This window comes from Lentzea xinjiangensis (genome assembly GCF_900110955.1).
Taxonomy (GTDB): Bacteria; Actinomycetota; Actinomycetes; order Mycobacteriales; family Pseudonocardiaceae; genus Lentzea; species Lentzea xinjiangensis.
In genome coordinates this window covers 147,300-173,172 of record NZ_FOFR01000011.1, presented here as the reverse complement: position 1 = coordinate 173,172, position 25,873 = coordinate 147,300, and the positions used below count along the sequence as shown (strand labels likewise).

At 70.8% G+C, this 25,873-nt stretch carries 22 protein-coding genes and 1 pseudogene; 7 read left to right on the top strand and 16 right to left on the bottom strand.

Annotation, left to right across the window (positions count from 1 at the left end; all coding sequences use genetic code 11):
* Positions 1-38: 38 nt before the first annotated feature.
* The 5 genes from BMW88_RS23620 to BMW88_RS23600 all read right to left on the bottom strand — a co-directional run bounded on the left by BMW88_RS23620 (position 39) and on the right by BMW88_RS23600 (position 7,132).
* Complete coding sequence (locus BMW88_RS23620) at positions 39-1,211, bottom strand: hypothetical protein (RefSeq protein ID WP_089953907.1); 1,173 nt, start codon at positions 1,209-1,211, stop codon at positions 39-41.
* 285 nt (positions 1,212-1,496) lie between these two features.
* Positions 1,497-3,281, bottom strand: a complete 1,785-nt coding sequence (gene aspS, locus BMW88_RS23615) for an aspartate--tRNA ligase (RefSeq protein WP_089953905.1) — start codon at positions 3,279-3,281, stop codon at positions 1,497-1,499.
* 256 nt (positions 3,282-3,537) lie between these two features.
* Positions 3,538-4,707: a S8 family peptidase gene (locus tag BMW88_RS23610; RefSeq protein WP_425434680.1), complete on the bottom strand. Its 1,170-nt coding sequence runs from the start codon at positions 4,705-4,707 to the stop codon at positions 3,538-3,540.
* A gap of 118 nt (positions 4,708-4,825) precedes the next feature.
* Positions 4,826-5,899, bottom strand: coding sequence for a S8 family peptidase (locus BMW88_RS23605; RefSeq protein ID WP_342715178.1), 1,074 nt, complete (start codon positions 5,897-5,899; stop codon positions 4,826-4,828).
* A 72-nt stretch (positions 5,900-5,971) separates the two neighbouring features.
* Positions 5,972-7,132, bottom strand: coding sequence for a S8 family peptidase (locus BMW88_RS23600; protein WP_143116211.1), 1,161 nt, complete (start codon positions 7,130-7,132; stop codon positions 5,972-5,974).
* Between the two features lie 178 nt (positions 7,133-7,310).
* On the opposite strand from BMW88_RS23600, the gene BMW88_RS23595 reads away from it, so the two are divergent.
* Positions 7,311-8,216 (top strand): hypothetical protein, encoded by a 906-nt coding sequence (locus BMW88_RS23595; RefSeq protein ID WP_089953902.1) that lies wholly within the window; start codon positions 7,311-7,313, stop codon positions 8,214-8,216.
* On the opposite strand, the gene BMW88_RS23590 is transcribed toward BMW88_RS23595, so the two are convergent.
* The 8 genes and pseudogenes from BMW88_RS23590 to BMW88_RS23555 form a co-directional block, all read right to left on the bottom strand.
* A complete protein-coding gene (locus tag BMW88_RS23590) occupies positions 8,156-8,974 on the bottom strand; it encodes an alpha/beta fold hydrolase (protein ID WP_089953900.1) in 819 nt (272 codons plus the stop codon). The two genes, BMW88_RS23595 and BMW88_RS23590, sit on opposite strands and share 61 nt — an antisense overlap.
* Positions 8,975-8,987: 13 nt before the next feature.
* Positions 8,988-10,127 (bottom strand): acyl-CoA dehydrogenase family protein, encoded by a 1,140-nt coding sequence (locus tag BMW88_RS23585; RefSeq protein ID WP_089953898.1) that lies wholly within the window; start codon positions 10,125-10,127, stop codon positions 8,988-8,990.
* Positions 10,124-11,971, bottom strand: coding sequence for an acetyl/propionyl/methylcrotonyl-CoA carboxylase subunit alpha (locus BMW88_RS23580; protein ID WP_089954145.1), 1,848 nt, complete (start codon positions 11,969-11,971; stop codon positions 10,124-10,126). Before BMW88_RS23580 ends, BMW88_RS23585 begins: the two co-directional genes overlap by 4 nt.
* An 8-nt stretch (positions 11,972-11,979) precedes the next feature.
* Entirely contained in the window at positions 11,980-13,530 is a 1,551-nt protein-coding gene (locus BMW88_RS23575; protein WP_089953897.1) for an acyl-CoA carboxylase subunit beta, read from the bottom strand.
* Positions 13,530-14,642, bottom strand: coding sequence for an acyl-CoA dehydrogenase family protein (locus tag BMW88_RS23570; protein ID WP_089953895.1), 1,113 nt, complete (start codon positions 14,640-14,642; stop codon positions 13,530-13,532). Before BMW88_RS23570 ends, BMW88_RS23575 begins: the two co-directional genes overlap by 1 nt.
* A pseudogene (locus BMW88_RS23565) lies at positions 14,639-16,122 on the bottom strand (acyclic terpene utilization AtuA family protein). The gene BMW88_RS23570 and the pseudogene BMW88_RS23565 overlap by 4 nt, the downstream one beginning before the upstream one ends.
* Positions 16,123-16,169: 47 nt before the next feature.
* Positions 16,170-16,901: a TIGR03084 family metal-binding protein gene (locus BMW88_RS23560; RefSeq protein ID WP_089953894.1), complete on the bottom strand. Its 732-nt coding sequence runs from the start codon at positions 16,899-16,901 to the stop codon at positions 16,170-16,172.
* Positions 16,898-17,425: a TetR/AcrR family transcriptional regulator gene (locus BMW88_RS23555; RefSeq protein ID WP_089954142.1), complete on the bottom strand. Its 528-nt coding sequence runs from the start codon at positions 17,423-17,425 to the stop codon at positions 16,898-16,900. The genes BMW88_RS23560 and BMW88_RS23555 overlap by 4 nt, the downstream gene beginning before the upstream one ends.
* Positions 17,426-17,550: 125 nt before the next feature.
* On the opposite strand from BMW88_RS23555, the gene BMW88_RS23550 reads away from it, so the two are divergent.
* Together BMW88_RS23550 and BMW88_RS23545 are read left to right on the top strand one after the other, a co-directional pair.
* Positions 17,551-18,282, top strand: a complete 732-nt coding sequence (locus BMW88_RS23550; RefSeq protein WP_089953892.1) for a putative protein N(5)-glutamine methyltransferase — start codon at positions 17,551-17,553, stop codon at positions 18,280-18,282.
* 19 nt (positions 18,283-18,301) lie between these two features.
* Positions 18,302-18,646 (top strand): nuclear transport factor 2 family protein, encoded by a 345-nt coding sequence (locus BMW88_RS23545; protein ID WP_245778003.1) that lies wholly within the window; start codon positions 18,302-18,304, stop codon positions 18,644-18,646.
* Positions 18,647-18,767: 121 nt separating this feature from the next.
* Here the strand turns inward: BMW88_RS23545 and BMW88_RS23540 are convergent, their stop codons facing one another.
* A complete protein-coding gene (locus tag BMW88_RS23540; RefSeq protein ID WP_089953889.1) occupies positions 18,768-19,856 on the bottom strand; it encodes a sugar ABC transporter substrate-binding protein in 1,089 nt (362 codons plus the stop codon).
* Between the two features lie 199 nt (positions 19,857-20,055).
* Here BMW88_RS23540 and BMW88_RS23535 point away from each other — a divergent pair, with 199 nt between their 5' ends.
* A complete protein-coding gene (locus tag BMW88_RS23535; protein ID WP_089953887.1) occupies positions 20,056-20,583 on the top strand; it encodes a DUF4865 family protein in 528 nt (175 codons plus the stop codon).
* On the opposite strand, the gene BMW88_RS23530 is transcribed toward BMW88_RS23535, so the two are convergent.
* Positions 20,570-22,546: an intein-containing Rv2578c family radical SAM protein gene (locus BMW88_RS23530; RefSeq protein WP_089953886.1), complete on the bottom strand. Its 1,977-nt coding sequence runs from the start codon at positions 22,544-22,546 to the stop codon at positions 20,570-20,572. The genes BMW88_RS23535 and BMW88_RS23530 overlap by 14 nt on opposite strands.
* 45 nt (positions 22,547-22,591) lie before the next feature.
* On the opposite strand from BMW88_RS23530, the gene pnuC reads away from it, so the two are divergent.
* From pnuC to BMW88_RS23515, 3 genes are read left to right on the top strand one after another with little or no spacing between them, the layout of a single operon-like run.
* Entirely contained in the window at positions 22,592-23,161 is a 570-nt protein-coding gene (gene pnuC / locus BMW88_RS23525; protein ID WP_245778002.1) for a nicotinamide riboside transporter PnuC, read from the top strand.
* The gene (locus tag BMW88_RS23520) at positions 23,158-24,216 is read left to right on the top strand and encodes an AAA family ATPase (protein WP_089953882.1); all 1,059 of its coding nucleotides are present in this window, start codon (positions 23,158-23,160) and stop codon (positions 24,214-24,216) included. Before pnuC ends, BMW88_RS23520 begins: the two co-directional genes overlap by 4 nt.
* 43 nt (positions 24,217-24,259) lie before the next feature.
* On the top strand, positions 24,260-25,597 hold the full coding sequence (locus tag BMW88_RS23515; protein ID WP_245778001.1) for a YibE/F family protein: 1,338 nt from the start codon (positions 24,260-24,262) through the stop codon (positions 25,595-25,597).
* Here BMW88_RS23515 and BMW88_RS23510 read toward each other — a convergent pair.
* Positions 25,518-25,871: a DUF1304 domain-containing protein gene (locus BMW88_RS23510; protein WP_089953879.1), complete on the bottom strand. Its 354-nt coding sequence runs from the start codon at positions 25,869-25,871 to the stop codon at positions 25,518-25,520. The genes BMW88_RS23515 and BMW88_RS23510 overlap by 80 nt on opposite strands.
* Between the last annotated feature and the right edge of the window lie 2 nt (positions 25,872-25,873).

Genomic DNA, 25,873 nt, shown 5'->3' with positions numbered 1-25,873 from the left:
CGGGCCCGGTGAGCCCGGAATGACCGTGCGGGAACGGTTCAGCGAAATGCTGGGTAAAGCGGGAGTTCGAGCACCTCGGCGCCGTAGCGGTCGACCAGCGCGCCGACGACCGCGTCCGCGTGCGAGGCGACCGTCTTCTCGCCGAGGACCAGCGCGTCGGACCGCAGCCGCACCCACCGGCCGGCCAGCACGACGCTGCGCGGCGGCGCGTTCACGACGGTCGGCATCGGCTTGGAGAGCGCCCGCCACGTCGCGAGCCACACCCAGAGGAGCTGGGCCTCCAGCAGCCGGGGCAAGAGCACCGCGTCGTCGTCCATCTCGGGCCACACCGACCCGACCTCCGCCCGCCACGCGGCGACCATGGCCTCGGACATCCCCGGCGGCAGGCCCCACGCGCACCAGCAGGACGGGAACGGCACCCGCAGGGCCGCGGCGTCGAACACGATGTCGCGGACGCAGCCGCCCTCGAAGTCGACGAACCGGACACCGCGCGAGGTGACCAGGTGGTTGTCCGGGCAGGACGTCGACGGGCTGAACGCGCGGCGGCGTGAGGTGCTGAACGCGCGGGCGGCAGCGGCGACGAAGTCGGTGGTCTGCGAGGACATCTCGACGCCCAGCGTCGAGAAGAGCAGCGCCGGTAAGCCCGCGATCGCCGCATGCACGTCGACCGCGATCGGGTCCTGGCAGCACTGCGCGCCCGCCCGGCGCATCAACGCGTCGAAGTCGGCGTCCCGGCCCGCCGTCGTGGCGTGCAGGCGGCCCATGGCGTGCGCCCACGACAGCAGGCCACGTTCCGCGGCGCGCGCGTCCTTGGCGTCGAGCTTCTCGGAGAGCCGCGGCGCGCGGCCCAGGTCCTCCAGCACGACCAGGCGCGACGTCGCGTCGTGGGCGAAGAGCTCCGGCGCGGCGCGCTCTTCCGCGGGAAGGGCGGTGAGGAGCTGGTGGCTGACGGCCTCGTGGGCCCACGGATCGCGGTCACCGGACGCGGCCGGGTAGCGCTTCACGACCAGCGTGCGGGGCATGGAGAACGGCGAGGCGGCGACTCTCACGCGGATGACGACGGAACGACCGGTACCCCCGAGAGCCTCGGGGTCCGCCAGGCGCACCTGTGCGCCCAGTCGCCTGGTCAGTACTCGCTCGGCGGCCCCGACGGCTTCGACGATCTCGGGTGAAGTCGTTCCGGGAGAGCCCGCGGTGATCTCCACGCTCATCCCCTCCGACCCTACTCCCCATGTCGCCGAGCCCGACCGACGCCAATCCGGCCAGGCTGCGACCACCACCACTGGTTGACAACGGCTCGCCGCGTTCCCGGATCTCCCGCCGAGGTGTGGACGTGTGGAAACACCTTCCGCCGTCCACTGCGCACCGATCAAGCGGCTGACTCGCGGCGCACACCTCAATACCGATCAAGTAGCTGCTCGATCGGGCGAACCGGTCTCATGCTCTGGGACGCGCGGGAGCACCGGGTGGGTTGCTCCCGCGCGTCAAAAAGATCGTCAGGCCTTCTCGGACTTGTCCTGCGGCTTGGCGTCGACGCCCGCTTCCTTGCGCTGCTGGGCGGTGATCGGCGCCGGGGCCGCGGTCAGCGGGTCGTAGCCGCCGCCGCTCTTCGGGAACGCGATGACCTCGCGGATCGAGTCGACGCCCGCGAGCAGCATGCACAGGCGGTCCCAGCCGAGCGCGATGCCGCCGTGCGGCGGAGCGCCGAACTTGAACGCGTCGAGCAGGAAGCCGAACTTCTCCTGCGCCTCCTCGGCGCCGATGCCCATCACGGTGAACGCGCGCTGCTGCACGTCCGCGCGGTGGATACGGATGGAGCCACCGCCGAGCTCGTTGCCGTTGAGGATCACGTCGTAGGCGTAGGCCAGCGCGTTGCCCGGGTCGGACTCGAAGTTGTCGATCCACTCCGGGGTCGGCGAGGTGAACGCGTGGTGCAGCGCCGTCCACTTGCCACCGCCGACCGCGACGTCGCCCGCCTCGAGCTTGTCGACGGCCTCGAACATCGGGAAGTCGACGACCCAGGCGAACGCCCACGCGTTCTCGTCGACCAGGCCGACGCGGTGCGCGATCTCGACGCGGGCGGCACCCAGCAGGGCACGGGCGTCGCGCGCCTCGCCCGCGGCGAAGAAGACGCAGTCGCCGGGGTTGGCGCCGACGGCCTTGGCCAGGCCGTCGCGCTCGGCGTCGGTGAGGTTCTTCGCCACCGGGCCGCCCAGCGTGCCGTCCTCGGCGATGAGCACGTACGCGAGACCCTTGTGGCCGCGCTGCTTCGCGAACTCCTGCCACGCGTCGAGCGTGCGGCGCGGCTGCGAGGCGCCGCCCGGCATGACGACGGCGCCGACGTACGGCGCCTGGAACACGCGGAACGTCGTGTCCTTGAAGTACTCGGTGAGCTCGGTCAGCTCCAGCTCGAAGCGCAGGTCGGGCTTGTCCGAGCCGTACTTCGACATCGCCTCGGCGTAGGAGACGCGGCGGAACGGCAGCGGCAGCTCGACGCCCTTGGTCTCCTTCCAGATCGCGGCGAGCAGCTTCTCCGTCAGCGCGATGACGTCGTCCTGCTCGACGAAGCTCATCTCGATGTCGAGCTGGGTGAACTCCGGCTGGCGGTCGGCGCGGAAGTCCTCGTCGCGGTAGCAGCGCGCGATCTGGTAGTAGCGCTCCAGGCCGCCGACCATGAGCAGCTGCTTGAACAGCTGCGGCGACTGCGGCAGCGCGTACCAGGAGCCGGGGCGCAGCCGCGCCGGCACCAGGAAGTCGCGCGCGCCCTCGGGCGTGGAGCGGGTCAGGGTCGGGGTCTCGACCTCGACGAACTTCTCGCCGTGCAGCACCTCGCGGGCGATGCGGCTGACCTCGCTGCGCAGCCGGATGGCCTTGGCGGGGCCGCTGCGGCGCAGGTCGAGGTAGCGGTGCTTGAGGCGGGCCTCCTCGCCGATCTCGCCCTCCGCCTCGACCTGGAACGGCAGCGGCGCGGCCTCGTTGAGGACCTCGAGGTCGCTCACGTAGACCTCGATCGCGCCGGTCGCGAGGTCGGGGTTCTCGCTGCCCTCGGGACGCCTGCTCACCTCGCCGGTGACCTTGACGACGTACTCGGAGCGCAGCCGGTGCGCGCGCTCGGCCATCTCGCCCTCGCGGAACACGACCTGGGCCACACCGGACGCGTCGCGCAGGTCGATGAAGATGACACCGCCGTGATCCCGCCGGCGGGCGACCCACCCGGTGAGGGTGACGGACTGCCCGGCGTGCTCGGCCCGGAGTGATCCGGCCTCGTGCGTGCGCAACACGGTGGTGGCTCCTTGTAGACGAAGTCAGCTTTGCCGTCAAGGCTAGCCGGAGCCACCGACACATTTTCAGGCAGGGCGGATGGCGGGCCCCGCTTCCGCCCACGTCCCGGGCGGCCAGAGGCCGCCTGCGCGACGTGGTGGCGACGGTCCTCCGGCGGCCCGTGGATCAGCGCGGTGCCGCCCGGCATCGCGGAAACCGCCCCACGACGCGGAAAGGGCCGCGACCTCCGGTCGCGGCCCTCCCCGTGCGGTCAGCTCACGCGCTCGGCGCGAGGTGCAGCAGGCGGTTCGGCGAGCCCGAACCCGGGTTCGTCACCTTCGACGGCGTCGACTGCCCGACCAGGTACGAGGAGACCTGGGCCGGCGTCGCACCGGGGTTGGTCGACAGGTAGCGGGCCGCGGCGCCCGCGACGTGCGGGGTGGCCATCGACGTGCCGGAGATGGTGCTGGTGGCGGTGTCGGAGGTGTGCCACGACGAGGTGATGTCGCGGCCGGGCGCGAAGATGTCGAGCACGGTGCCGTAGTTCGAGAACGACGACCGGGCGTCGGTGCGGTCGGTGGAGCCGACCGTGATCGCCTCGGTGACGCGGGCCGGGGAGAAGCCGGACGCGTTGGCGTTGGAGTTGCCCGCCGCGACCGCGAACGTCACGCCCTTGGCGACGGCGTTGCGCACGGCCGTGTCGAGCGTGGTGTTGGCGCCGCCGCCGAGCGACAGGTTCGCGACGGCCGGCTTGACCGCGTTGGCCGCCACCCAGTCGATGCCGGCCGCGACGCCCGCGAGGGTGCCGGAGCCGTTGTTGTCGAGCACGCGGACGGCGACGATGCGCGCGGCCTTCGCGACGCCGTACTGCGAGCCCGCGATGGTGCCCGCGACGTGCGTGCCGTGGCCGTTGCCGTCCTGCGCGACGGCGTCGTTGTCGACGAAGTCACGGCCGTTGGTGGCGCGGCCTCCGAACGTGGAGTGGCTGATGCGCACACCGGTGTCGACGACGTAGGCGGTCACGCCCGAGCCCGTCGAGGTGTAGCTGTAGGACTGGTTGAGCGGCAGGTCGCGCTGGTCGACGCGGTCGAGACCCCACGACGGCGGGTTCGTCTGCGTGGCCTGCGTGCGCACGACCTGGTCGGCCTCGACGAACTCGACCGACGGGTCGGCGGCGAGGCGCTTGGCCTGCTTCTCCGACAGCTTCACGTTGAAGCCGCCGAAGCTCGCGTAGTCGCGCTCGACGGTCGCGCCGAACCGCGACGCCAGGGAGTGCGAGGATCCCTTGCCCTCCTTCAGCTTCACGATGAAGCTGCCGGCGATCTTGTCGGGCGAGGCGAGCGAGAGCACCTCACCCTCCGCCGCGGCGGCCGAGGGGACCATCAGAACCGACACGGCGAGGCTCGCCGCACCGGCACCGGCCAGGAACCGGATCTTTCGCGTCATGATGCGCATTCCGTTCTTTGCAGGGGAACGAAGCGCTTTCGACGCTATGGAGAGATCCGGTTCCTGCCAAGGGCGTCCTACGGATTAAGACGCCGTTGCATCGCCGGACAATTCACTTTCACAGAGATGGCGGCCAGTGGAGGAGACGAGTGACGGGTGGCGTACCCGCGGTGCCCGTGGTAACCAGCGCGCGTTCCACCTGTTCCGGCGTGGCGGCGCGGTTGAGCTCCAGGTACCGCGCGGCGACCCCGGCCGCGTGCGGTGCGGCCATCGACGAGCCGCTCAGCGTCGCGGTCGCCGAGTCACCGGTGTGCCAGGCGGACGGGATGCCGACGCCCGGTGCCCAGATGTCCACCAGCGGCCCGGAGTTGGACGAGGACGACTTGGTGTCGTTCTGCGTGAGCGCTCCCACGCAGATCGCCTGCGACACCCGCTGCGGCGACGAGCCCGCGGGGTCGGTGTTGCCGCCGCCGGCGGCGACGGTGTAGGAGACGCCCGAGTCGACCGACCTCTTGACCGCGGTGTCCAGTGCCGTGGAAGCGCTGCCACCCAACGACATGTTCGCCACCGCGGGCTTCACGGCGTTGCGCGTCACCCAGTCCACGCCCGCGATCACGCCGGAGATCGTGCCGCTGCCGGAGCCGTTCAGCACCCGCACGCCCCACACGGTCACCTGCTTGGCCACGCCGTGCCGGGTGCCGGCGACGATTCCGGCGACGTGCGTGCCGTGCCCGTTGTCGTCCTGCGCGACCGCGTCGTCGTCGACGGTGTCCCAGCCGTTGCGGGCGCGACCGCCGAAGTCCTCGTGCGTGACGCGAAGACCGGTGTCGATCACGTAGACGTTCACGCCGCGGCCGGTGCTCGTGTACTCGTAGCGCTGGTCCAGCGGCAACGCGCGCTGGTCGATCCGGTCCAGGCCCCACGGCGGGGCGAGCTGCACGCCGTTGGCGTGCACGACCCCGTCGCGCTCCACATGGGACACGTTCGGGTCGGCCTTGAGCGCGCGCAGCTGCTGTGCGGTCAGCCGGGCGCTGAAACCGTTGAGCGCGCTGGAGTACCGGTGCTCGACGGCACCGCTGAACGTGGAGACGGCACCGTCGCGCAGGACGACGATGTACGAGGACGTGACCGCGGACGCCGGGGCGACCACGACCGCTGCCGCCAGTGCGGCGGCCGCAAGCAGGGCTCTCACGGGCGATTTCCTTCCTTCGCAGGGAAACGGCCCCGGTTCACCGGAACCGGGGCCGCACATCTCCGGAGGCGCTCAGCTCGTGGGCGGCCAGTGCAGGAGCCTGGTCGTCGTGCCGGCGCCGGGGTTGGTCACCTTGCCGTTGGTGGCGTTGGCGGTGATCGCGGCCGCCACCTGGGTGGGCGTCACGTTCAGGTTGCCCTGCAGGTACCGCGCCACCACGCCGGCGACGTGCGGGGACGCCATCGAGGTGCCGGAGATGGTGTTCGTGGCCGTGTCGCTGGTGTGCCAGGCGGACGTGATGCCGCTGCCGGGCGCGAAGACGTCGACCACCGCACCGTAGTTGGAGAACGACGAACGCGCGTCGTTGCGGTCGGTCGAGCCCACGGTCAGCGCCGCGGCCACGCGGGCGGGCGAGGTGTTCGCCGCGTTGGTGTTGGAGTTGCCGGCCGCGACCGCGAACGTCACGCCGCGGGTGATCGCGCCCTGCACGGCGTTGTCGAGCGAGGTGTTGGCGCCACCGCCGAGCGACATGTTCGCCACGGCGGGCTTGACGTGGTTGTTCGCCACCCAGTTCACGCCCGCGACGACACCGGCGATGGTGCCGGAGCCCGAGTTGTTGAGCACCCGGACGCCGTACACGGTCGCCGCCTTCGCCACGCCGTGCTGCGCGCCCGCGATGGTGCCCGCCACGTGCGTGCCGTGGCCGTTGCCGTCCTGCGCGACGGCGTCGTTGTCCACGAAGTCGTAGCCGTTGCGCGCCCGGCCGCCGAACGCCTGGTGCGAGGTCCGCAGGCCCGTGTCGATCACATAGGCGTTCACACCGGACCCGGTCGAGTTGTAGCTGTAGCGCTGGTCGAGCGGCAGGTTGCGCTGGTCGATCCGGTCGATGCCCCACGACGGCGGGTTGACCTGGGTCGCCTGGACGCGGACGACCTGGTCGCGTTCGACGTACTCGACCGAGGGGTCGGCGGCGAGTCTGCGCGCCTGCGCGTCGCTCATCCTGACCGAGAAGCCCTTGAACACCGCGTCGTAGACGTGACCGACCTGACCGCCGAACCGCGAACCGAGCGCCTGCGCGCTCGCGGTGACGCGGTCGTCCTCGAGCTTCACGATGAAGCTGCCCGCGATGTTCTCGCCAGGGGAGACGCGGATCTCGCCGGCCGCCGCGGTGACGGGTGCCGCGAAGGCCGCCACCACGACCGCCGAACCCAGCAGGGTCGCTGTTTTGCGCATGGCTTGGTCCTGTTCGTCGCAGGAATGTGCCTGAACCGGTCCGGGCTGACGGCGGCGCACTGGGCCCGAGATCTGAACTTCCCCGCTTCCCCGGCGGCCCGAAACCGCCGATCGGCTGTACCGCGTTTCCCTTGCTGCCGCTAGCCTTCCGATCTTGTCTCCGGGAAACGGAGGAGTGATGCTCACAGTTCGCCCACCGCGCGAGGAGCTCGCCGGCCTCCTGGTGACGGGTCCGTTCGCGGACGCGTTGCGGGTCGCGATCCGGGTTCGGGGTCTCAGCCTGGAACGGCTGCAGCACCGCCTGCGGGTGCGGGGCGCGCCGATCAGCGTGACGGCCCTGAGCTACTGGCAGTCGGGCCGCCGCAGACCCGAGCGGCCGGAGTCGCTGATGGCCCTCGCCCACCTCGAGGACGTGCTGGGGCTGCGCAGGACGGCGCTGTCGAGACTGCTGGGGCCACCGCGGCCGCGCGGGCGTTCACGCAGGCGGGAGGCCTCGGCGGGAACGCGGTGGGACAGCTCGGGGCTGGTGCTGACCGCCCAGCACGACCGGGTCGACGTCGCGCCCTGCGGCGGTGTGCGCGGCGTCCGCTCACGCCAGGTCATGCAGGCCACCTCGACCGGGGTGGACCGCTGGGTCCTGTGCCAGGAGACGGGTTCGGCGCAGCCGGCGCTGACCGCCGTCCGGTCCTGCCAGGTCGGCAGGGTCGCGCGGGAACGCACGAGCGGCGTGCTCGTCGCGGAGCTCGTGTTCGACGAACCGATCTCCGCGGGCGAGTCGATCGCGATCGAGTACGAGTTGACCTATCCGCGCCCGACGGCCGAGCACACGCATTTCCGCCGGTTCGCCGAACGTGTGCACGACTACGTGCTGGAGATCAAGTTCCCGCACGGGTCGGCGCCCGCTTCCTGCGAGCAGTTCGCGTCCGTTCCGGCGGGGGCGGAAACGCCCGGCGGCGCGCGCACGGCGGCGGTGGACGACTCCGGTCGCGCACACGCCGCCGCGCTCGACTTCGGCCCCGGCCTCTACGGGATGCGCTGGAGCGTGGCCGCGAACGACTCGGGGTCGTCGAGCCAGGGGAAGTGACCGGCCGCCTGCTGCACGACGAGCCGTGCGCGCGGGAACAGGTCCGCGTACTCCCGCGCGCACCGGGGCGGCAGCGCCACGTCGAGCTCGCCGGTCACGAGGAGCGTCGGCACGTCGAGGGTCGCGAGCCGCGCCCGGACCTGCTCCGGGTCGAACGCGCCCTCGGCGTAGAACTCCTTCGCGGCCTCGTCGTTGCGCGGGTGCTCGTCGAGCCGCCGCGCCCGGTCGTCCCACCTGCCGTGCATGAACGGCGCGATGGCCTGGAACGCCTCCGGCGTGGGGTCGCCGGCCCAGATCCGCCGGAACGCCGCGTAGGCCTGCTCGAACCACGGTTCGGCGTGCCGTCGTTCGGCGACCTCCCTGCGGTCGTCGTCGGTGACGTCGATGCCGACGACCCGCGGGCTGGGTGCGACGAGCACGAGCTCCTCGACCCGTTCCGGGAACCGGATCGCGTAGAGGATCGCGAGCGTGCCGCCCGCGCTGTGGCCGAACAGCCTGAGCCGGTCCAGGCCGAGGTGCCGGCGCAGCGCCTCGACGTCGCCGACCTGCCGGTCGGCGCGGTAGGTGCCGGCCGGTCCCGACTCCCCGGTGCCGCGCAGGTCGAGCCGGACGACGCCGTCGAGCGGCAGGCCGCCCAGGTAGGACGACGCCTGCATCGGCCCACCCGGCAGGCAGACCAGCGGACCGCTGCCCGGTGCCGGGCCGGGCGAGCCGTGGTGGGCCAGCGTGACGCCGTCGGAAGTCGTGAAGGCCCCCATGCCCCGCAGTGTGTCAGTACGAGCGGGGCAGTTTCAGGCTGTTCTGCGCGACGAAGTTCAGGATCATCTCCCGCGAGACCGGCGCGATGCGCGACAGCCGCGACGTCGCGAGCATCGACGCGAGGCCGTACTCACGGGTCAGGCCGTTGCCGCCGTGCGTCTGGATCGCCTGGTCGACGGCGGCCGCGACCGCCTCGCCCGCCGCGTACTTGGCCATGTTCGCGGCCTCTCCGGCGTCCCGGTCCCGGCCCGAGTCGTAGAGAGCGGCCGCCTTCTGGGTCATCAGCCGCGCGAGCTCGACCTCGACGTGGACCTTGGCCAACGGGTGCGAGATCCCCTGGTGCGCCCCGATCGGGCTCTCCCAGACCGTGCGCTGCCGGGCGTAGGCGACGGCCTTGGCGACCGCCAGGCGGGCCGTGCCGGTGGCCATGCTCGCGCCCATGATCCGTTCGGGGTTGAGCCCCGCGAAGACCTGCTGCAGGCCCTGGTCCGGGGAGCCGACGACGGCGTCGGAGGGCAGCCTGACGTCGTCGAAGAACAACGTGAACTGCTTCTCCGGCGCGATCAGGTCCATGTCGATCTCGTGCCGGGTGAGGCCCTCGGCGGCGGTCGGCACGACCACGAGCACCGGCCCGGTCCTCTGGATCGCCACCACCAGCACGGCGTCGGCCTCGTCGACGCCGGAGATGTAGGTCTTGGCCCCCTTGAGGACCCACTCGTCGCCGTCGCGGCGGACGGTCGTCTTCAGCTTGTGCGCGTTGGACCCCGCGTCCGGCTCGGTGATCGCGAAGGCCATCTTCAGCGTGCCGTCCGCGAAACCGGGCAGCCACTTCGCCTTCTGCTCGTCCGTGCCGAACCGGGCGATCACCGTCGCGCAGATCGCGGGCGAGACCACCATGAGCAGCAACGGGCACCCGGCCGCCGCCAGCTCCTCGCACACGGCCGCGAGGTCACCGATCCCGCCGCCGCCACCGCCGTACTCCTCGGGTACGGCCACGCCGAGGTAGCCGAGCTTGCCGGCCTCCTCCCACAGCTCGGTGGTCTTCTGCCCCGAGCGGGCCTTGGCGTCGAAGTACTCGTGGCCGTACCCGGCGCCGAACTCGGCGACGGCCCTGCGCAGCGCGATCCGCTCTTCGGACTCGACGAAGCTCACGATCGGTCTCCACTCGTGTCGGCTACCACCGCCAGGACGTCGCCGGCGTCGACCTGCCGGCCCTGCTCGACGAGGAGCTCGGTGACCGTGCCCGCGCTGGTCGCGAGCACGCGGTGTTCCATCTTCATGGCTTCCAGCACCAGCAGCTCGGCGCCGGCGGCGACGACGTCGCCCGGCCGCACGGACACCCTGACGACGGTTCCCGGCATCGGCGCCGTGGTCGCGCCCGGCGCGAGCGCGGACCGCGGTTCGGGGAAGCGCGGCACGAGCGTCAGCGACACCGACCCGAGCGGCGAGTCGACCTCGACCAGGTCGCCGTAGGTGCTGACGTGGAACGGGGTGCGCACGCCGGCCAGGTCGAGGACCGCGGTGTCCCCGGTGGCCTGGGCCGGGTCGTAGGCGACCTCGACCAGCTCCTCGCCGAACAGGAACCGCGCCTTCGGCTGCTGCGACCGCACGTTGCGCCAGCCGAGCGGCAGGTGCCCGGTCCTGCGACGGGCCGCGAGCGCGAGCGCGGCGGCGAGCGCAAACGGTTGCGGGTCAACGGTTCCGGTGAGGTCGTGCTCGGCCAGGAACCCGGTGTGCGTGTCGCCGGCGAGGAAAGCCTCGTTGCGCAGGACCTCCACGAGCAACCGGCGGTTCGTGACCAGGCCGTGGATCCGCGCGTCCGTCAGCGCGGTCGCGAGCTTGCGGGCGGCGGCTTCGCGCGTCGGCGCGTGCGCGATCACCTTGGCCAGCATGGGGTCGTAGTGCACGGAGACGACCGAGCCGTCCTCGACACCGCTGTCGAGCCGGACGTCACCGGGCACGTGGAACCGGTGCAGCGTGCCGCTGGCCGGCCGCCAGTCGTGCGCGGGGTCCTCGGCGTAGAGGCGGACCTCGATCGCGTGCCCCCGCGGTCCGGGGACCTCGGCGGGCAACCGGGCGCCCTCGGCGATCCGCAGCTGCCACTCCACCAGGTCGACGCCGTGCACCAGCTCGGTGACCGGGTGCTCGACCTGCAGCCGCGTGTTGACCTCCATGAAGTGGAAGTCCTCGCCCTTGAGCATGAACTCCACGGTGCCCGCGCCGACGTACCCGATGGACTCGGCCGCCGCGGTGGCCGCCGCGAACAGGCGGCGGCGGACGTCCTCGTTCACCGCCGGGCTTGGCGACTCCTCGACGATCTTCTGGTGCCGCCGCTGGATCGAGCACTCGCGTTCGCCCAGCGCCCACACCGTGCCGTGCGCGTCCGCGAGGATCTGCACCTCGACGTGCCGCGCGTGCTCCAGCAACGGCTCGCAGAACACCGTCGGGTCGCCGAACGCCGACTCCGCCTCGCGCCGCGCGCTCGCGAGCGCGTCCGCGAGCCCGGCCGGCCCGCGCACGATCCTCATGCCGCGACCGCCCCCACCGGCGGACGCCTTGACCAGCACCGGGAACTCGCCGACGGCCTGCGGGTCGAGCTCCGGCAACGTCGGCACACCCGCCGCGGCCATCCGCTTCTTCGCGGCGACCTTGGAGCCCATCGCCTCGATCGACTCCGGGTCCGGCCCGACCCACGTCAGGCCCGCGGCCAGGACCCGCCGGGCGAAGTCCGCGTTCTCGCTGAGGAAGCCGTAGCCGGGGTGCACGGCGTCCGCGCCGGCCCTGGTCGCCGCCTCGACGAGCAGGTCGGCGCGGAGGTAGGTCTCGGCGGGCGACGCACCGGGCAACCGGACCGCGAAGTCGGCCTCCCGCACGTGCGGCGCGCCGGCGTCCGGGTCGGAGAACACCGCGACCGCGCGGATGCCCGAGGCCCGGCAGGTGCGGATGACGCGGCGAGCGATCTCGCCCCGGTTCGCGATGAGGAGTGTCCTGATCACCGTGGTCATCACATCCGGAAGACGCCGAAGCCGTCGGCGCCCTTGATCGGTCCGCTGTGGACAGCGGAGAGGCAGAGGCCGAGCACGGTCCTGGTGTCGCGCGGGTCGATCACGCCGTCGTCGTAGAGCTTCCCGGACAGGAACGGCGCGAGCGACTGCTCCTCGACCTGTGCCTCGACCATCGTGCGCATGGCGGCGTCGTGCTCCTCGTTGTACTCCTGCCCCTTCGCGGCGGCGGCCTGCCGTCCGACGATCGAGAGCACCCCGGCGAGCTGCGCGGGGCCCATCACGGCCGACTTGGCGTTGGGCCAGGTGAACAGGAACCGCGGGTCGTAGGCCCTGCCGCACATGCCGTAGTTGCCCGCGCCGTAGGAGGCGCCCATCGTGATCGTCAGGTGCGGCACCCGGCTGTTGGACACCGCGTTGATCATCATCGAGCCGTGCTTGATGATGCCGCCCTGCTCGTACTGGGCACCCACCATGTAACCGGTGGTGTTCTGCAGGAAGACCAGCGGCGTGTCGCTCCGGTTCGCGAGCTGGATGAACTGCGTGGCCTTCTGCGACTCCTCGCTGAACAGCACGCCGCGCGCGTTGGCGAGGATGCCGACCGGGTAGCCGTGGATGCGGGCCCACCCGGTGACGAGGCTGGTGCCGTACAACGGTTTGAACTCGTCGAACTTCGACCCGTCGACGAGCCGTGCGATGACGTCGCGCGGGTCGAACGGCACGCGCTGGTCCTCGGAGACGATGTCGAGGATGCCGTCGGCGTCGAACAGGGGTTCCTCGACGGGAGCCGGGTCGGGGCCGAGCTTGCGCCAGTTCAGCCGGGCGACGACCCTGCGCGCCAGCCGGATCGCGTCGGTCTCGTCCTCGGCGACGAAGTCCGCGAGCCCGGACGTGGCGCCGTGCATCATCGCGCCGCCCAGCGACTCGTCGTCCGCTTCCTCACCGGTGGCCATCCTGACCAGCGGCGGACCGCCGAGGAACACCTTCGACCGGTCCTTGACCATGATCACGTGGTCGGACATGCCCGGCACGTAAGCGCCGCCGGCCGTCGCGTTGCCGAACACCGCGGTGATCGTCGGGATGCCCGCCGCGGAGAGCCGGGTGAGGTCGCGGAACGCCCGGCCGCCCGGGATGAAGATCTCGCTCTGCGTCGGCAGGTCCGCGCCGCCGGACTCGACGAGGCTGATTAGCGGCAGCCGGTTCTGCAACGCGATGTCGTTGGCCCGCAGGGACTTCCGCAGCGTGTACGGGTTCGACGAGCCACCGCGCACCGTCGGGTCGTTCGCGACGATCACGCACTCGACGCCCTCGACGTGCCCGATGCCGGTGACGACCGAGGCGCCGACCGGGAAGTCGGTGCCCCACGCGGCGAGCGTCGAGAGCTCCAGGAACGGGCTGTCCTCGTCGACGAGCAGCTCGACCCGTTCGCGGGCCAGCAGCTTGCCGCGGCGGTGGTGCCGCTCGACGTACTTCGGCCCGCCTCCCGCGAGCGCCTTGGCGTGCTCGGCGTCCAGCTCCGCGATCTTCGCGAGCAGCGCCTCCCTGTTGCCCATCAGGCGAACCCCAATCGTCGTGCCGCGAGCTCGGTCATCACTTCACTCGCCCCTCCCCCGATGCCGAGGATGCGGGCGTCCCGGTAGTGGCGTTCCACTTCGGACTCCCGCAGGTAGCCCATGCCACCGTGCAGCTGCACCGCCGCGTCAACGACCTCGGAACAGGTCTCGACGGCGGCGTTCTTCGCGAAGCAGACCTCCGTGACGCAGTCCTCACCGCGGTTGACCCGTGCGGCGACCTCGCGGGTGTAGGTCCGCGCCAGGTCGATCCTCTGCGCGAGCTGCGCCAGCCGGTGGCTCACCACCTGGCGCTTGATCAGGGGCTTGCCGAAGGTCTCGCGGTGGCGGACCCAGCCGACGGTCAGGTCCAGCGCCCGTTGCGCCGTCGCGTAGGCCTGGACCGCCATCGTGACGCGCTCGACCTGGAACTGCCGCATGATCAGCACGAAGCCCTGGTTCTCCTCGCCCACCAGGTTGCGCACCGGCACCCGCACGTCGTCGAAGTGCAGTTCGGCGGTGTCGCTGCAGTGCCAGCCCATCTTGTCGAGCTTGCGGCGGGTGAACCCGTCCTCGATGACGAGCAGCGAGATGCCCTGGTAACCCTTCTCCCCGGTCCGGACGGCGGTCGTGACGAAGTCCGCCCGGCACCCGGAGGTGATGAACGTCTTCTCGCCGTTGACGACGTAGTGGTCGCCGTCCCTGACCGCCGTGGTCCTGATCGCCGCGACGTCGGACCCGGCGCCGGGTTCGGTGACGGCCAGGCTGCCGATCTTCTCGCCCCGGACGGCTGGCCTGGCGAACCGGTCGAGGAGGTCCTCGTCACCGGTCTGCCAGATGTGCGGGATCGCGATGCCGAGCGTGAACAACGCCGCCATCAACCCCGACGAGCCGCCGTTCTGGATGATCTCCTCGGTCAGCACCACCGTGTCGAGCAGGTCGCCGTGCTCGAACCCGATCCCGAGCAGGTCGAGCTCCGCGGCCTTGCGGTGCAGCTCGCGCGGAACCTCACCCTCCCGCTCCCACCGGTCGAGGTGCGGCACGACCTCCCTGCGGGTGAAGTCGCGGACGAGCTCCCTGAGCTCCTTCCGCCCGTACAGGTCCTTCGTGATCACAGGAACTCCTCCGGGATCTCGACTTCCCTGCCGCGCAACCACTCGCCCAGCGCCTTCGCCTGCGGGTCGAACCGCGTGCTGCTCGCCACCCCGTCGCCGAGCAGGCCGTGCAGCACGAAGTTGAGCGCCCTGAGGTTCGGCAGCTCGTACCTGCTGACCTCGCCCGCCTCCGGCAGCAGCTCCTTGAGCCTCTCGACGGTCAGGAACCCCCGGAGCCACTCGTAGGCGTCGTCGTCGCGCACCCACACGCCGAGGTTCGCGTCCCCGCCCTTGTCACCGCTGCGCGCACCGGCGATCGTTCCCAGCGGCCGCTTCACAGCACCACCGCCTCGGCGTCGACCTCGTCGCGGTGCACGTACGCCGCCCGGTACACCCCGAACGGCGTGCCGTCACCCGGCGGCGCCGTCACGTGGAACCCGGGGTAGCTCGCCAGCGCCAGCTCGATCGCGGCACGGCTGAACCCCTTGGCCCGCTGGGGATCCGGCGTCTTGATCGTCACGTGCAGCAGCGCGCTGGCCTGCTCCTCGGTGGCGGCGTCGGGCTGGTCGGTCCGCGCCAGCGTCCACGTGAGACCGTCCGCGCCGACGGCGTCGTGCAGCTGCCGCCTGACCAGAGCGGCCTTCTCCTCGACGTCGAGTCCGGTGAGGACGAACGTCGTGGAGTTGCGGAAGCCGCCCACCGCGTTCAGGCACACCTTGAGCGTGTCCGGCGGAGGGCTCCCCCTGGTCCCGCTGATCCGCACGCCCCCGGGGTGCTCTTCCAGCCGGATCGTGTCGAAGTGCGTCGTGACGTCCGGGCCCGGGTACTCCGGCGGGCCGATCTCGTACAGCAACTGGGCCGTGACGGTGTCGACCGTGACCGCGCCACCCGTCCCGTCGTGCTTGGTGATCAGGCACGACCCGTCCTCGTCGACCTCCGCGATCGGGAAACCGGGCCTGGTCGCGTCGATCTCGGTGAAGAACGAGTAGTTCCCGCCCGTCGCCTGCGTGCCGCACTCCAGCACGTGGCCCGCCACCGTGGCGCCGGCCAGCCGGTCCCAGTCGTCGCGCGCCCACCCGAAGTGCGCGGCGGCGGGCCCCACCACGAGGCTCGCGTCGGTGACCCGCCCGGTGACGACGACCTGGGCGCCCTGCTCCAGGCACCGCGCGATCTCCCACGCGCCGAGGTAGGCGTTGGCGGTCAACGCCTCCGGGTAGCGCGACCGGAGGTCGTCGCCCGTGACGTACCCGATCTTGGCGCCGGTCTTGGCTTTGAGCTCGCGCGCGAGCCCCTCGGGGTTGAGCCCGCCGGCGTTGGTGACGATCTTGACGCCCTTGTCGAGCGCGAGCGCCAGGCAGTCCTCCATCTGCCGCAGGAACGTCTTGGCGTACCCCAGCGACGAGTCCCTCATCCGGTCACGGCCCAGGATCAGCATGGTCAGCTCGGCGAGGTAGTCGCCGGTCAGGACGTCCAGCTCGCCGCCTTCGAGCTGCTCGCGCATCGCCGACAGGCGGTCGCCGTAGAACCCGGAGGCGTTGCCGATCCGGATCACCGGCCACCTCCCGGCGGACCGGCGAAGGCCTGCGCGATCGGCACCCACTCCCGCGCGACGTCACCGGTGGCCTCGATCGCGAGCTGTCCGCGGTTGCGCCGCTGCGTCACCAGCCACGCGAAGTCCAGCGCCGGCGCCACGACCCGGTTCTCCGCGTCCTCCGGGCCCCAGGTCCACAGCTCGCCGCCAGGAGCGGTCAGCTCGACGCGGACGGGGACCTCCGGCACCGCCAGCCCGTTGAGCAGGAAGGCGAACCCGATCGTCCGCACACCGATGTGGCACACGTGCCTCAGCCGCGCGGTCGGCTCCCGCACCACGCCGAGGGCGTCCGCGACGTCCTGCCCGTGCGCCCAGGTCTCCATGATCCGCGCGGTCGCCATCGACGCCGGGCTCATCGGCGGCCCGAACCACACGATCTTCCCCGACGCCGCGGCGAGGTGCTCCCGCAGCGCCGCGCGGCTGTCGCGCCACAGCTCCAGCAGGCCGGGCATCGCCGCCGCCTCGGCCGCCGTCCTGTCCACGATGTCGCCGGTGAGCGGCTGGGCCTGGAACGCCTCGGGATCGGTGATCGCGAGGATCGCCGCCTTGTCCGTCCACATGAGATGGCCGATCTGGTGCCCGATCGTCCAACCCTGCGCGGGCGTGGGCAACGTCCAGTCGGCGCCGGCCACCAGCTCGTCGAGCTCGCGCGACTCGGCGTCCAGGTCGGCCAGCAGTTCCGTGATCACAGCTGTTCCTCCAGCATCCGCGCCCAGTAGCGCACGACGTGCGCCCGGCGCTTGGTGTCATCGGCGAGCTGGTTGGCGAGCGCCAGCCCGCGCACAAGATCCAGTGTTGCCTGCACCGCGTCCTTCACACCCGGCTTGGTGTCGTCGGCGTCGAGCAGCTCCAGGGCGAGCCCGTACACCTCGCGCCCGAGACGCGCCTGCAGTTCCAGCACCTGCTCGCGCAGCTCGGGGTCCGTCCGCGCGGCCACCCACAGCTCCAGCGCCGCCGTGAACAGGTCGCTGGCGTGGAAGTCCGCGATCAGCTCGACCACGGCGTGCGTGCTCTTCTGCGCGATCTCCGCACGCCGCTTGAGCGCCTCGACGCTCTCCGCGCCCACGTGCTCCACGGCGGCCGCGACCAGCTCGCCCCGCGTCCTGAAGTGGTGCAGCTGCGCACCCCGCGACACCCCGGCGCGCTCGGCCACCTCGGTCGTCGTGGTGCCCGACCAGCCGCGTTCCACCAGGCACTCGACCGTCGCCTCCATGAGCTTCCGCTTGGTCTCGCGGGTGCGGTCGGCCTGGCGCTGCCTCGTCTCCACGCCCCGAGTGTTCCGCCGCACAAACAAACAGTCAAGCCTGCTTGTAAATGGCGCGAGTACCGTCCGCGCCGATGAGCATCGTGGAGAGATTGCGGGCCGCCGGCTGCGTGTTCGCCGAAGAAGAGGCCGCACTGCTGGAAGAAGCCGCCACTGACGGCCGGCACCTCGAAGAACTGGTCGGGCAACGGGTCGACGGCCTGCCGCTGGAGCACGTCGTGGGATGGGCGATGTTCTGCGGGCAGCGCGTCGTCGTCACCCGCGGCGTCTTCGTGCCGCGCCACCGCACCGAACTGCTGGTCGACCTCGCGACCGAACTCGCGCCCGCCGTCGTCGTCGACATGTGCTGCGGCTCCGGTGCGGTGGGAGCGGTGCTGCAACACCGGCTCCCGGACGCCACGGTCTACGCGGCCGACATCGATCCGGTCGCGGTCGAGTGTGCGCGCAAGAACCTCGCCACCGTGTTCGAGGGCGACCTGTTCGACGCGCTCCCCGCACACCTCAAGGGACACGTAGACGTCGTGGTCGCCAACGTGCCGTACGTGCCGACCGGCGACATCCGGTTCATGCCGGCCGAAGCACGCGACCACGAGGCACGGGTGGCGCTCGACGGCGGCGCGGACGGCTTGGAGGTCCTGCGCCGCGCGGCGACCCAAGCCGCGGCCTGGCTGCGCCCCGGCGGCCACCTGATGAGCGAGACCAGCGAGCGCCAGGCACCCGCCGCACTGGCGGCCTTCACCGCGGCCGGATTCGATGCCAAGCTCGTGACCAGCGACGACACCACGGCAGTGGTCGGCAGGGCCTAAGTTCCGTACAATGTACGGTATGTCGTACGACCAGATCATGCAGTGGTTCGCGAAGTGGGACGCGCTCGCGGTGGAGGGCGACGTCGAGGCGATGGCCGACATGGCGCTGTTCCCGGTCAACACCGTCACCGACGGCTCGGCGACGTCGTGGGACCGCGAGACGTTCCTGGCGGAGATGGGCGCCCAGCTGGGCGGTGACGTGCAGATGGAGTCGACCAGGACACCGCACTTCATCAACGAGAACCTGGCCTTCGTGATCACCGACGGGACGATCAACGGGATGACCGTGCGCTACGGCGACCTGCTGGTGAAGGCCGGTGGCGAGTGGAAGTTCCAGACGATGGTCCAGGGAGGCTGGGCTTAGCTCCCAACAGAATGATCTTGCCCGTACTCCGGGCGTCCAAGACGGGATTGCCAACCGGTTGCGCGGCGCGTTGCTGGGATTCCACGCGAATGACAAGCGAGCGGATCAGCCGCTCACGGTGTCATCCTGCGGGGTGCAGCTGCCCTTCGAGGTAGGTCCGCTTCTGGACCTTCTTGTCCTTGTGCAGAGCCTCCAGCGCCAGCACGGTCCTCTCTGCCAGCCGGTTGGCGTCCTGAACCACCGTGGCGCGTAACGGGCTCTTGCCTTTGTCGATCAGCGCTCTGGCCTCGGCGATGCCGTCAATGCCGATCACCACGGTGTCCTGGGTTGCTGCTGAGGGAGTCGACCCGATGGCGTCCACCGCGCCCAGTGCCATTTCGTCGTTGGTGCAGAACACCGCGTCCAGCCGAATTTCTCGCGAGCCAAGACGGCGGATGTGGGCACGAACGGCGTCATATGCGCGAGAACGCCGGAAATCGCAGTCGGACAGCTCGGTGATCGACACATCGGGGATGGCGTTCCGCAGCACCTTGCGGCACTGCTCCTGTCTGGCGGTGTGCTCGCGGCTGGCGATGATCAGCACGTGAGGTCGCGTCATGCCGCGCTGCCGCAGATGCTGCGTCAGCCAGGTGCCCGCCAGCTCGCCGAGCTGAGCGCTCCGGTACCCGACGTACACGGCGTTGTCGGGATATTCATGTTCATGTTCGAATGGCTCGGCGTCGGTGAACACGACTGGAAGACCCGACGACGCGCAGAACTCGGTCAGGGTTGCCCGCTGCTGGTCCACCGCTGTGGCAACCACGATGCCACCCATGTAAGCCGCATGGCGGTCCTGCACCCTGCCCAGCAGATGGGCCTGCGCCGACGCGTCGTAGTCACAGGCGGGCAGCTTCAGCACCATGTCGACGCCATCGCGGTCGATCCTCCCGTGCAGGCGCCGGACCAGGCCGGCCAGCCAGTACTTCTGCTCGAAAGCGGGCACCACCACGAAGACCTGCCGCGCCTGCGCTGGCCTGCTGACCATCTTTCGCAGCAGCACGAGGGAAGTGGCTGTCAGCGCAATGGCCACGGGCAATGACCACAGCGGCACTGAGCTCGTCAGCAGTCCACTGCGAGCCAGCGCGATGCTTCCGGCGACGATGAGCCCGCTTACCACCGAAGTCACCACGGTGAAGCGCACCGGCGTGCGATCCCGGTCGAGCAACGCCATTGGCCGACCCCTTCCGACGCCGACGAGATCGTCAGTTTGGCACAGGACGACCGGCCGGTAGTGCGAAACAGTCGCCGGCGGAGACTCGGTGGACGGACCTGCTCCGGTCATTTGGCCTGCACGGGGAATGGCGAGTGCCCTACGAGGTCAGCCTTGATGAAGCCTCCGAGAGCCAGGAACTCTCAGGTACAACAGAAGCATGATCGCGATGCAGTACGAGATCACCCTGCCGTCGAACTACGACATGGGGATCATCCGGGAGCGGGTCCGCACCCGCGGCCACGCGCTCGACGCCTTCGAGGGCCTGGGGTTCAAGGCGTACCTGGTCCGCGGCACGCAGTACGCGCCGTTCTACGTGTGGAACACCTCGGCCGCGATGGCGAACTTCCTCTACCGCGGCGGCGGTTTCCAGGGGATCCTCGCCGACTTCGGCCGGCCCGTGGTCCAGCACTGGCCCGGCGTCGCGTTCCTGAGGGGGGACGCGGAACGGGCGAGGTACGCGACGCGCCGCATCACCAGGCTCGCACCGGAGGCGAACCCGATCGACGTCGTCGGGGAGGTGGAGCTCGGCAAGGCGCCCGGCCTGCACTCGGCGGCCGTCGGCGTAGATCCGCGCACGTGGGAGGTCGTGCGGTTCGAACTGTGGGAGGAACACCCCGGGGAAGAGGGTGCCTACGAGGTCCTCCACTTTTCCGAGCCGGAGCTCGGGTCGATCACAGCAGGGTGAGCTGTTCCTGGTCCACGCGCTGCGCCGGCACGCTCACCGGCAGGCTGCCCTCGGGCCACACGCCGTCGTCATCACCGGGCACACCGGTGACGGCGTCGGTGGACCGCCCTCGCGGCGCCAGGCCGTGCTTCTCGATCAACGGCGTCACCCGCGCCGCCAGCCGGGCGCGGTACCGACGGTCCACATAGGACCCGTTGCCGTAGAGGTACCGGTAGGTCTCGACGAGGTCCGGGTGCTCACGGCGGAGCCATGCGGCGAACCACTCGCGGGCGCCCGGTCGCAGGTGCAACGGCAGCACCGTCACGCCCGTGGCCCCGGCGGCCGCGATCTGCTCCAGCAGGAAGTCGAGCTGCTCCACCGAGTCCGTGAGCTCGGGCAGCACCGGGGCGACGAACACCCCGCAGGGCAACCCCGCTTCCCGCACCTTCCGCACCAGCTCCAGGCGCGCGGCCGGGGTCGGTGTGCCCGGTTCCAGCGACTTGTGCAGATCGCGGTCCATCAGCGCGAGCGACACCGCGATCCCGACCGGCACCACCTCCGCCGCGGCCGCCAGCAGCGGCAGGTCCCTGGCGAGCAGCGTGCCCTTCGTGAGGATCGAGAAGGGCGTGCGGGAGGCGGTGAGGGCCTCGATGATCCCCGGCATCAGGGCGTACCGCCCCTCCGCCCGCTGGTACGGGTCGGTGTTGGTGCCGAGCGCCACGTGCTCCTGCTTCCACCGCGGCGACCTGAGCTGGCGCGACAGCACCTCCCCCGCGTTGACCTTCACGATCACCTGGCCGTCGAAGTCGCGCCCGGTGTCGAGGTCCAGGTAGGAGTGGGTCTTGCGGGCGAAGCAGTTGTGCGACACCACGCCGTTCGCGATGAAGTCGCCCGTGCCGGTGGTGATGTCGTACAGCGCCATCTCCCCCACCGGTTCGACGGAGACGACGCCCAGCGGCTGCCGCGACTTGATCGCCACGCCGTCGATGTCGCGCTTGCGGGTGATCGCCGGGTCGACGGTGTGGAAGAAGCGCAGGTTCTCGCGCAGCCCTCCGCGCAGCCGCACGACCCGCACACCACGCCGGCGGCGCAGCTCCTCGATCGCGAAGTCGAAGTGGAAGTGCTTGAGCGCCAGGCTGATCGCCTCGATGACGGTGGCGTTGCGCGACGACAGGCGCAGGATGCTGCGCGAGCAGGTCCCGAGGTAGTCGAACGCGCCGGCCAGAAATCCCTTGAGCCAGTCGGGGTTCGGGGCTATCTGCCAGTGCGCGAGCTCGCGCACTTGGTGCAGAAATCCCCTCCCTTCTCGCACACCGAAGTAGTCGAGGTACTCCTGTGTGCGGTCCATGGCCTCTATGTCGGCCAACGGGATCCGGAACTCGTTCTCGTCGTCGACCATGCCGCGCAGGTACCCGCGGCGGTAGTCGTCGGTCACGGTGGGCTGCTCGACGAAAGCCCCCGTGCCCATCAGCTTGTTGCCGGTCGTGAGGTGTGGACGCCGGCCGGTGCCCGAGGTCTCGCCCGTGACGTGCTTCCAGCCCCGGTCGGTCAGGAAGCGGTGATCACCGGACGCGACGACCGACGTGCCGTCCTCCAGCGTCAGGCGATGCGCCACCTTGCGCGTCTCCCAGTGCGCCAGAACGGTGGTGATCTTGTAGCGCCGGTAGTTGCCGACGAGCTCGGTGCCGTAGATCCGGTCACCCGCCCGCAGTTCGGCCAGCGGCTTGGTGCGGCCGTCGGCCATCAGGATCGGGGTGTCACCGGCCATGCAGTACGTGCAGGCGTGTGAGCAACCCCGATACGGGTTGACGGTCCACGAGAAGGGCAGCGACGAACCCGGTACCCCGTTGAGCACGGATTTGGCGCGGACCTCGTGGAACACCACGTCCGCGAACTCAGGAGTTCGTACGCTGCGCACCAGTCCCGGTAGCCCCGGTAGCGCCTGCTGCGGCTCTGCCTCGAGTTTCTGTCCGTCCCATCGCACACCCTCGATTCGAACACATGTTCGAACAGCGGTCAAGGAGCGCACGTGTCACCCGTTGAGGTAGCAGGCTTCATCACCGGCGCACTCTGCGTATGGCTGGTCGCCAGGCAAAACCCCTGGAACTGGCCCATCGGCATCGCCAACAACATCGCGTTCCTCGTGCTGTTCTGGGGCAGCGGGCTGTACGCGGACTCCGGCCTGCAGGTCGTCTACATGGCACTCGCTGTCTACGGCTGGTGGGCGTGGTTGCGCGGCGGTGACCAGCACTCGACGCTGCGGGTCAGCCGCACCTCGACACCGCAGTGGGTCTGGCTCGCGGTCGCCGGTGTGCTCGGAACCGGGCTGCTGCACTGGGTCCTGGTCACCTTCACCGAGTCGACCGTGCCGTTCTGGGACGCCATCACGACGGTGCTGTCCCTGCTCGCGACGTGGGGCCAGGCGCGCAAGAAGGTCGAGTGCTGGTGGCTGTGGATCGCCGCGGACGTGATCTACGTGCCGCTCTACGCCTACAAGGAGCTGTACCTGACAGCGGTGTTGTACGTGGGGTTCATGGTGCTGTGCGTGATCGGCCTGCGTAGCTGGACCAAGGACGTCAAGGACGAGGTGAGCGCGTGAAGGAGTTCGGTCACGCCCTGGTGCTCGGCAAGTTCTACCCACCGCACAACGGGCACCACCACCTCATCGAGACGGCCGCGGCGCGGAGCGAGCGCACGACCGTCACGGTGCTCGCGGCCTCGGCGGAGGCCATCCCGCTCGAGAACCGCGTGCGCTGGCTGGCCGAGACGCACACCGGTCCGGGCATCCGGATCGTCGGCGACCTCGACGACCACCCGGTGGACTTCGACTCCGACGAGGTCTGGGACCTGCACGTGGCACTGACCCGCGCCGTCCTCGCCCGGCGCGCCATCGCGGACGGGGAACCGGGCAGGGCCCCGGTCGACGTCGTGTTCTCCAGCGAGAAGTACGGCGACGAGCTGGCCAGGCGGCTCGGCGCGCGGCACGTGCTCGTCGACCTCGACCGCTTCACGCACCCGGTGTCCGGGACGGCCGTGCGCACCGACCCCCTCGCGCACTGGCACCACCTCGCGCCCGCGACCCAGCGGGGACTCGGCTGGAAGGTCGTGGTCCTGGGCGCCGAGAGCACCGGCACCACCACCCTGTCCCGGCGGCTCGCGGACCACTTCGGGGCGCCGTGGATCCCCGAGTACGGCCGCGAGCACACCGAGCACAAGCTCGCCGCCGCACGGGCGTTCGACGCGGACGCCACGGTGGACGGTCTCGTGTGGACGCTGGGCGACTTCGAAGACGTCGCCCGCGAACAGGAACGCCGCATCAGGGCGGAGACCGCGCCACTCGTCATCGCGGACAACGACGCGTTCGCCGCGACCGTCTGGGGGGAGCGCTACCTCGGTTTCCGCCCGGACCTGCCCCTCGGCACCGCCGGTGACCTCTACCTGCTGACGGACCACGCCGGCGTTCCGTTCGAACAGGACGGCTGGCGCGACGGCGAACACCTGCGGGAGTGGATGACCGGCTTGTTCGAACGCGAGCTCGCCGCGCGCGGCGTGCCCTGGCTCAAGCTCACCCACGACAGGTTCGCGACGGCTGTCACTGCCGTTGAACACCTCATGCGGCAGGATGTCACGCGTGGGTCACGGTCACGGGCATAGCCATGCGCAACCAGCAGAACCCGCGTCGCAGCGCGTTCGCACGTTGCTGACGTGGCTGCTGGTGCCGTTGGCGCTGGCCACCATCGTCGGCGCGGCGCTGCTCTACCCGTTCGGGCACGAGCAGAAGACCGGCGCGGACGTCGGGCTGCACCAGAAACCGGTCGAGGCCGTCGTCACCGGCGTGCAGGCGAACTGCGGCGAGAAGTGCGTCGCCGTGACCGTGCGGATGGACGACGGCGACGCGCGCGGGCAGAGCATCACGATCCCGAGCGTGAGCGGCCCCGGCGCGCCCCGCTTCCAGGTGGGCGACGAGGTCGTCCTGTCCTATTCGGGCAGCCAGCCGCAGGCCGCCGAGTCGTACCAGATCGTCGACTACCAGCGCGGCTGGTCGCTCGTCGTGCTGGCGCTGGTGTTCGCGGCCGCCGTGCTGCTGCTCGGCAGGTGGCAGGGGCTCGCGGCGCTCGGCGCGTTGCTGCTGAGCTTCGTGGTGCTGGTGCTGTTCATCATGCCGTCGATCCTGGCGGGCCAGAACCCGTTGATGGTGGCGGTGGTCGGCGCCGGGCTGATCATGTTCGTGGTGCTGTACCTGACCCACGGGGTCTCCGCGCGCACGTCGACGGCGGTGCTCGGGACGTTGGTCAGCCTCGCGCTGATCGGCGTGCTGGGCGCGGTGTTCTCGGCGGCGGCGGAGCTGACCGGGCTCGACGAGGACACGATCAACCTCGTCACCGTGCTCGGCACCGACATCGACACGCGCGGCCTGCTGCTCGCCGGCGCGCTCATCGGCGCGCTGGGCGTGCTCGACGACGTGACGGTGACGCAGACCAGCGCGGTGTGGGAGCTGCGGCGCGCCAACGACAAGCTGACGTGGCGCGAGCTGTTCGCGGCCGGCTCGCGGATCGGGCGCGACCACCTGTCGTCCGTGGTGAACACGCTCGTCATGGCCTACGCGGGCGCGGCGCTGCCGTTGCTGCTGGCGATCTCACTCGCCGGGCGCTCGATGGGCGAGGTCCTGACCGCCCAGCAGATCGCGCAGGAGATCGTGCGGACCTTGGTCGGCAGCATCGGCCTGGTCGCCGCGGTGCCGGTGACGACGGCGCTGGCCGCCCTCATCGCCGTGCGCCAGGAGGTCGTCCCGGCCGCCGGGGGTGCACCGGCTGAGAGCGCGAAACCCGCCGAGCCCGCCGAGCCCGCGGAAACCGCGGAGCCGAAGACCGTGAAGCGCGCGAAACCGAAGCCCGCGCGCATCGAGGGCGACCTCTTCACCGGCTACGACCCCGGCAAGGGGCCGTGGGAGCGGCCTAGCCGGCCAGCAGCACGAAGAGCAGCGCCAGCGCGCCGGGAACCACCTGCACGAAGAAGATCTTCCGGCTCGCCGTGAACGTGCCGTAGACGCCCGCGACGATCACGAACACGGTGAAGAGCACCGACGCGCCGAAGTCCTGGCGGACCAGCGCGTAGACCAGACCGGCGGCGAGGAAGCCGTTGTACAGGCCCTGGTTCGCCGCGAGGGCCTTGGACTCCTGCGCGAACTCGGCCGTGATGCCGAACGCCTTCTGGCCGCGCGGCGTCGTCCAGAGGAACATCTCCAGCACCACGATGTAGACGTGGATGATCGCCACGAGGGCGATCAGGACGTTGGCGACAACCTGCACTT

Bases quoted from the DNA above. Each gene is read 5' to 3' on its own strand.
- BMW88_RS23620 (WP_089953907.1), bottom strand. From the start codon at position 1,211: ATGAGCGTGGAGATCACCGCGGGCTCTCCCGGAACGACTTCACCCGAG.
- BMW88_RS23610 (WP_425434680.1), bottom strand. From the start codon at position 4,707: ATGACGCGAAAGATCCGGTTCCTGGCCGGTGCCGGTGCGGCGAGCCTC.
- BMW88_RS23600 (WP_143116211.1), bottom strand. From the start codon at position 7,132: ATGCGCAAAACAGCGACCCTGCTGGGTTCGGCGGTCGTGGTGGCGGCC.
- BMW88_RS23595 (WP_089953902.1), top strand. From the start codon at position 7,311: ATGCTCACAGTTCGCCCACCGCGCGAGGAGCTCGCCGGCCTCCTGGTG.
- BMW88_RS23590 (WP_089953900.1), bottom strand. From the start codon at position 8,974: ATGGGGGCCTTCACGACTTCCGACGGCGTCACGCTGGCCCACCACGGC.
- BMW88_RS23575 (WP_089953897.1), bottom strand. From the start codon at position 13,530: ATGGGCAACAGGGAGGCGCTGCTCGCGAAGATCGCGGAGCTGGACGCC.
- BMW88_RS23555 (WP_089954142.1), bottom strand. From the start codon at position 17,425: ATGGAGGCGACGGTCGAGTGCCTGGTGGAACGCGGCTGGTCGGGCACC.
- BMW88_RS23550 (WP_089953892.1), top strand. From the start codon at position 17,551: ATGAGCATCGTGGAGAGATTGCGGGCCGCCGGCTGCGTGTTCGCCGAA.
- BMW88_RS23545 (WP_245778003.1), top strand. From the start codon at position 18,302: ATGTCGTACGACCAGATCATGCAGTGGTTCGCGAAGTGGGACGCGCTC.
- BMW88_RS23540 (WP_089953889.1), bottom strand. From the start codon at position 19,856: ATGGCGTTGCTCGACCGGGATCGCACGCCGGTGCGCTTCACCGTGGTG.
- BMW88_RS23535 (WP_089953887.1), top strand. From the start codon at position 20,056: ATGATCGCGATGCAGTACGAGATCACCCTGCCGTCGAACTACGACATG.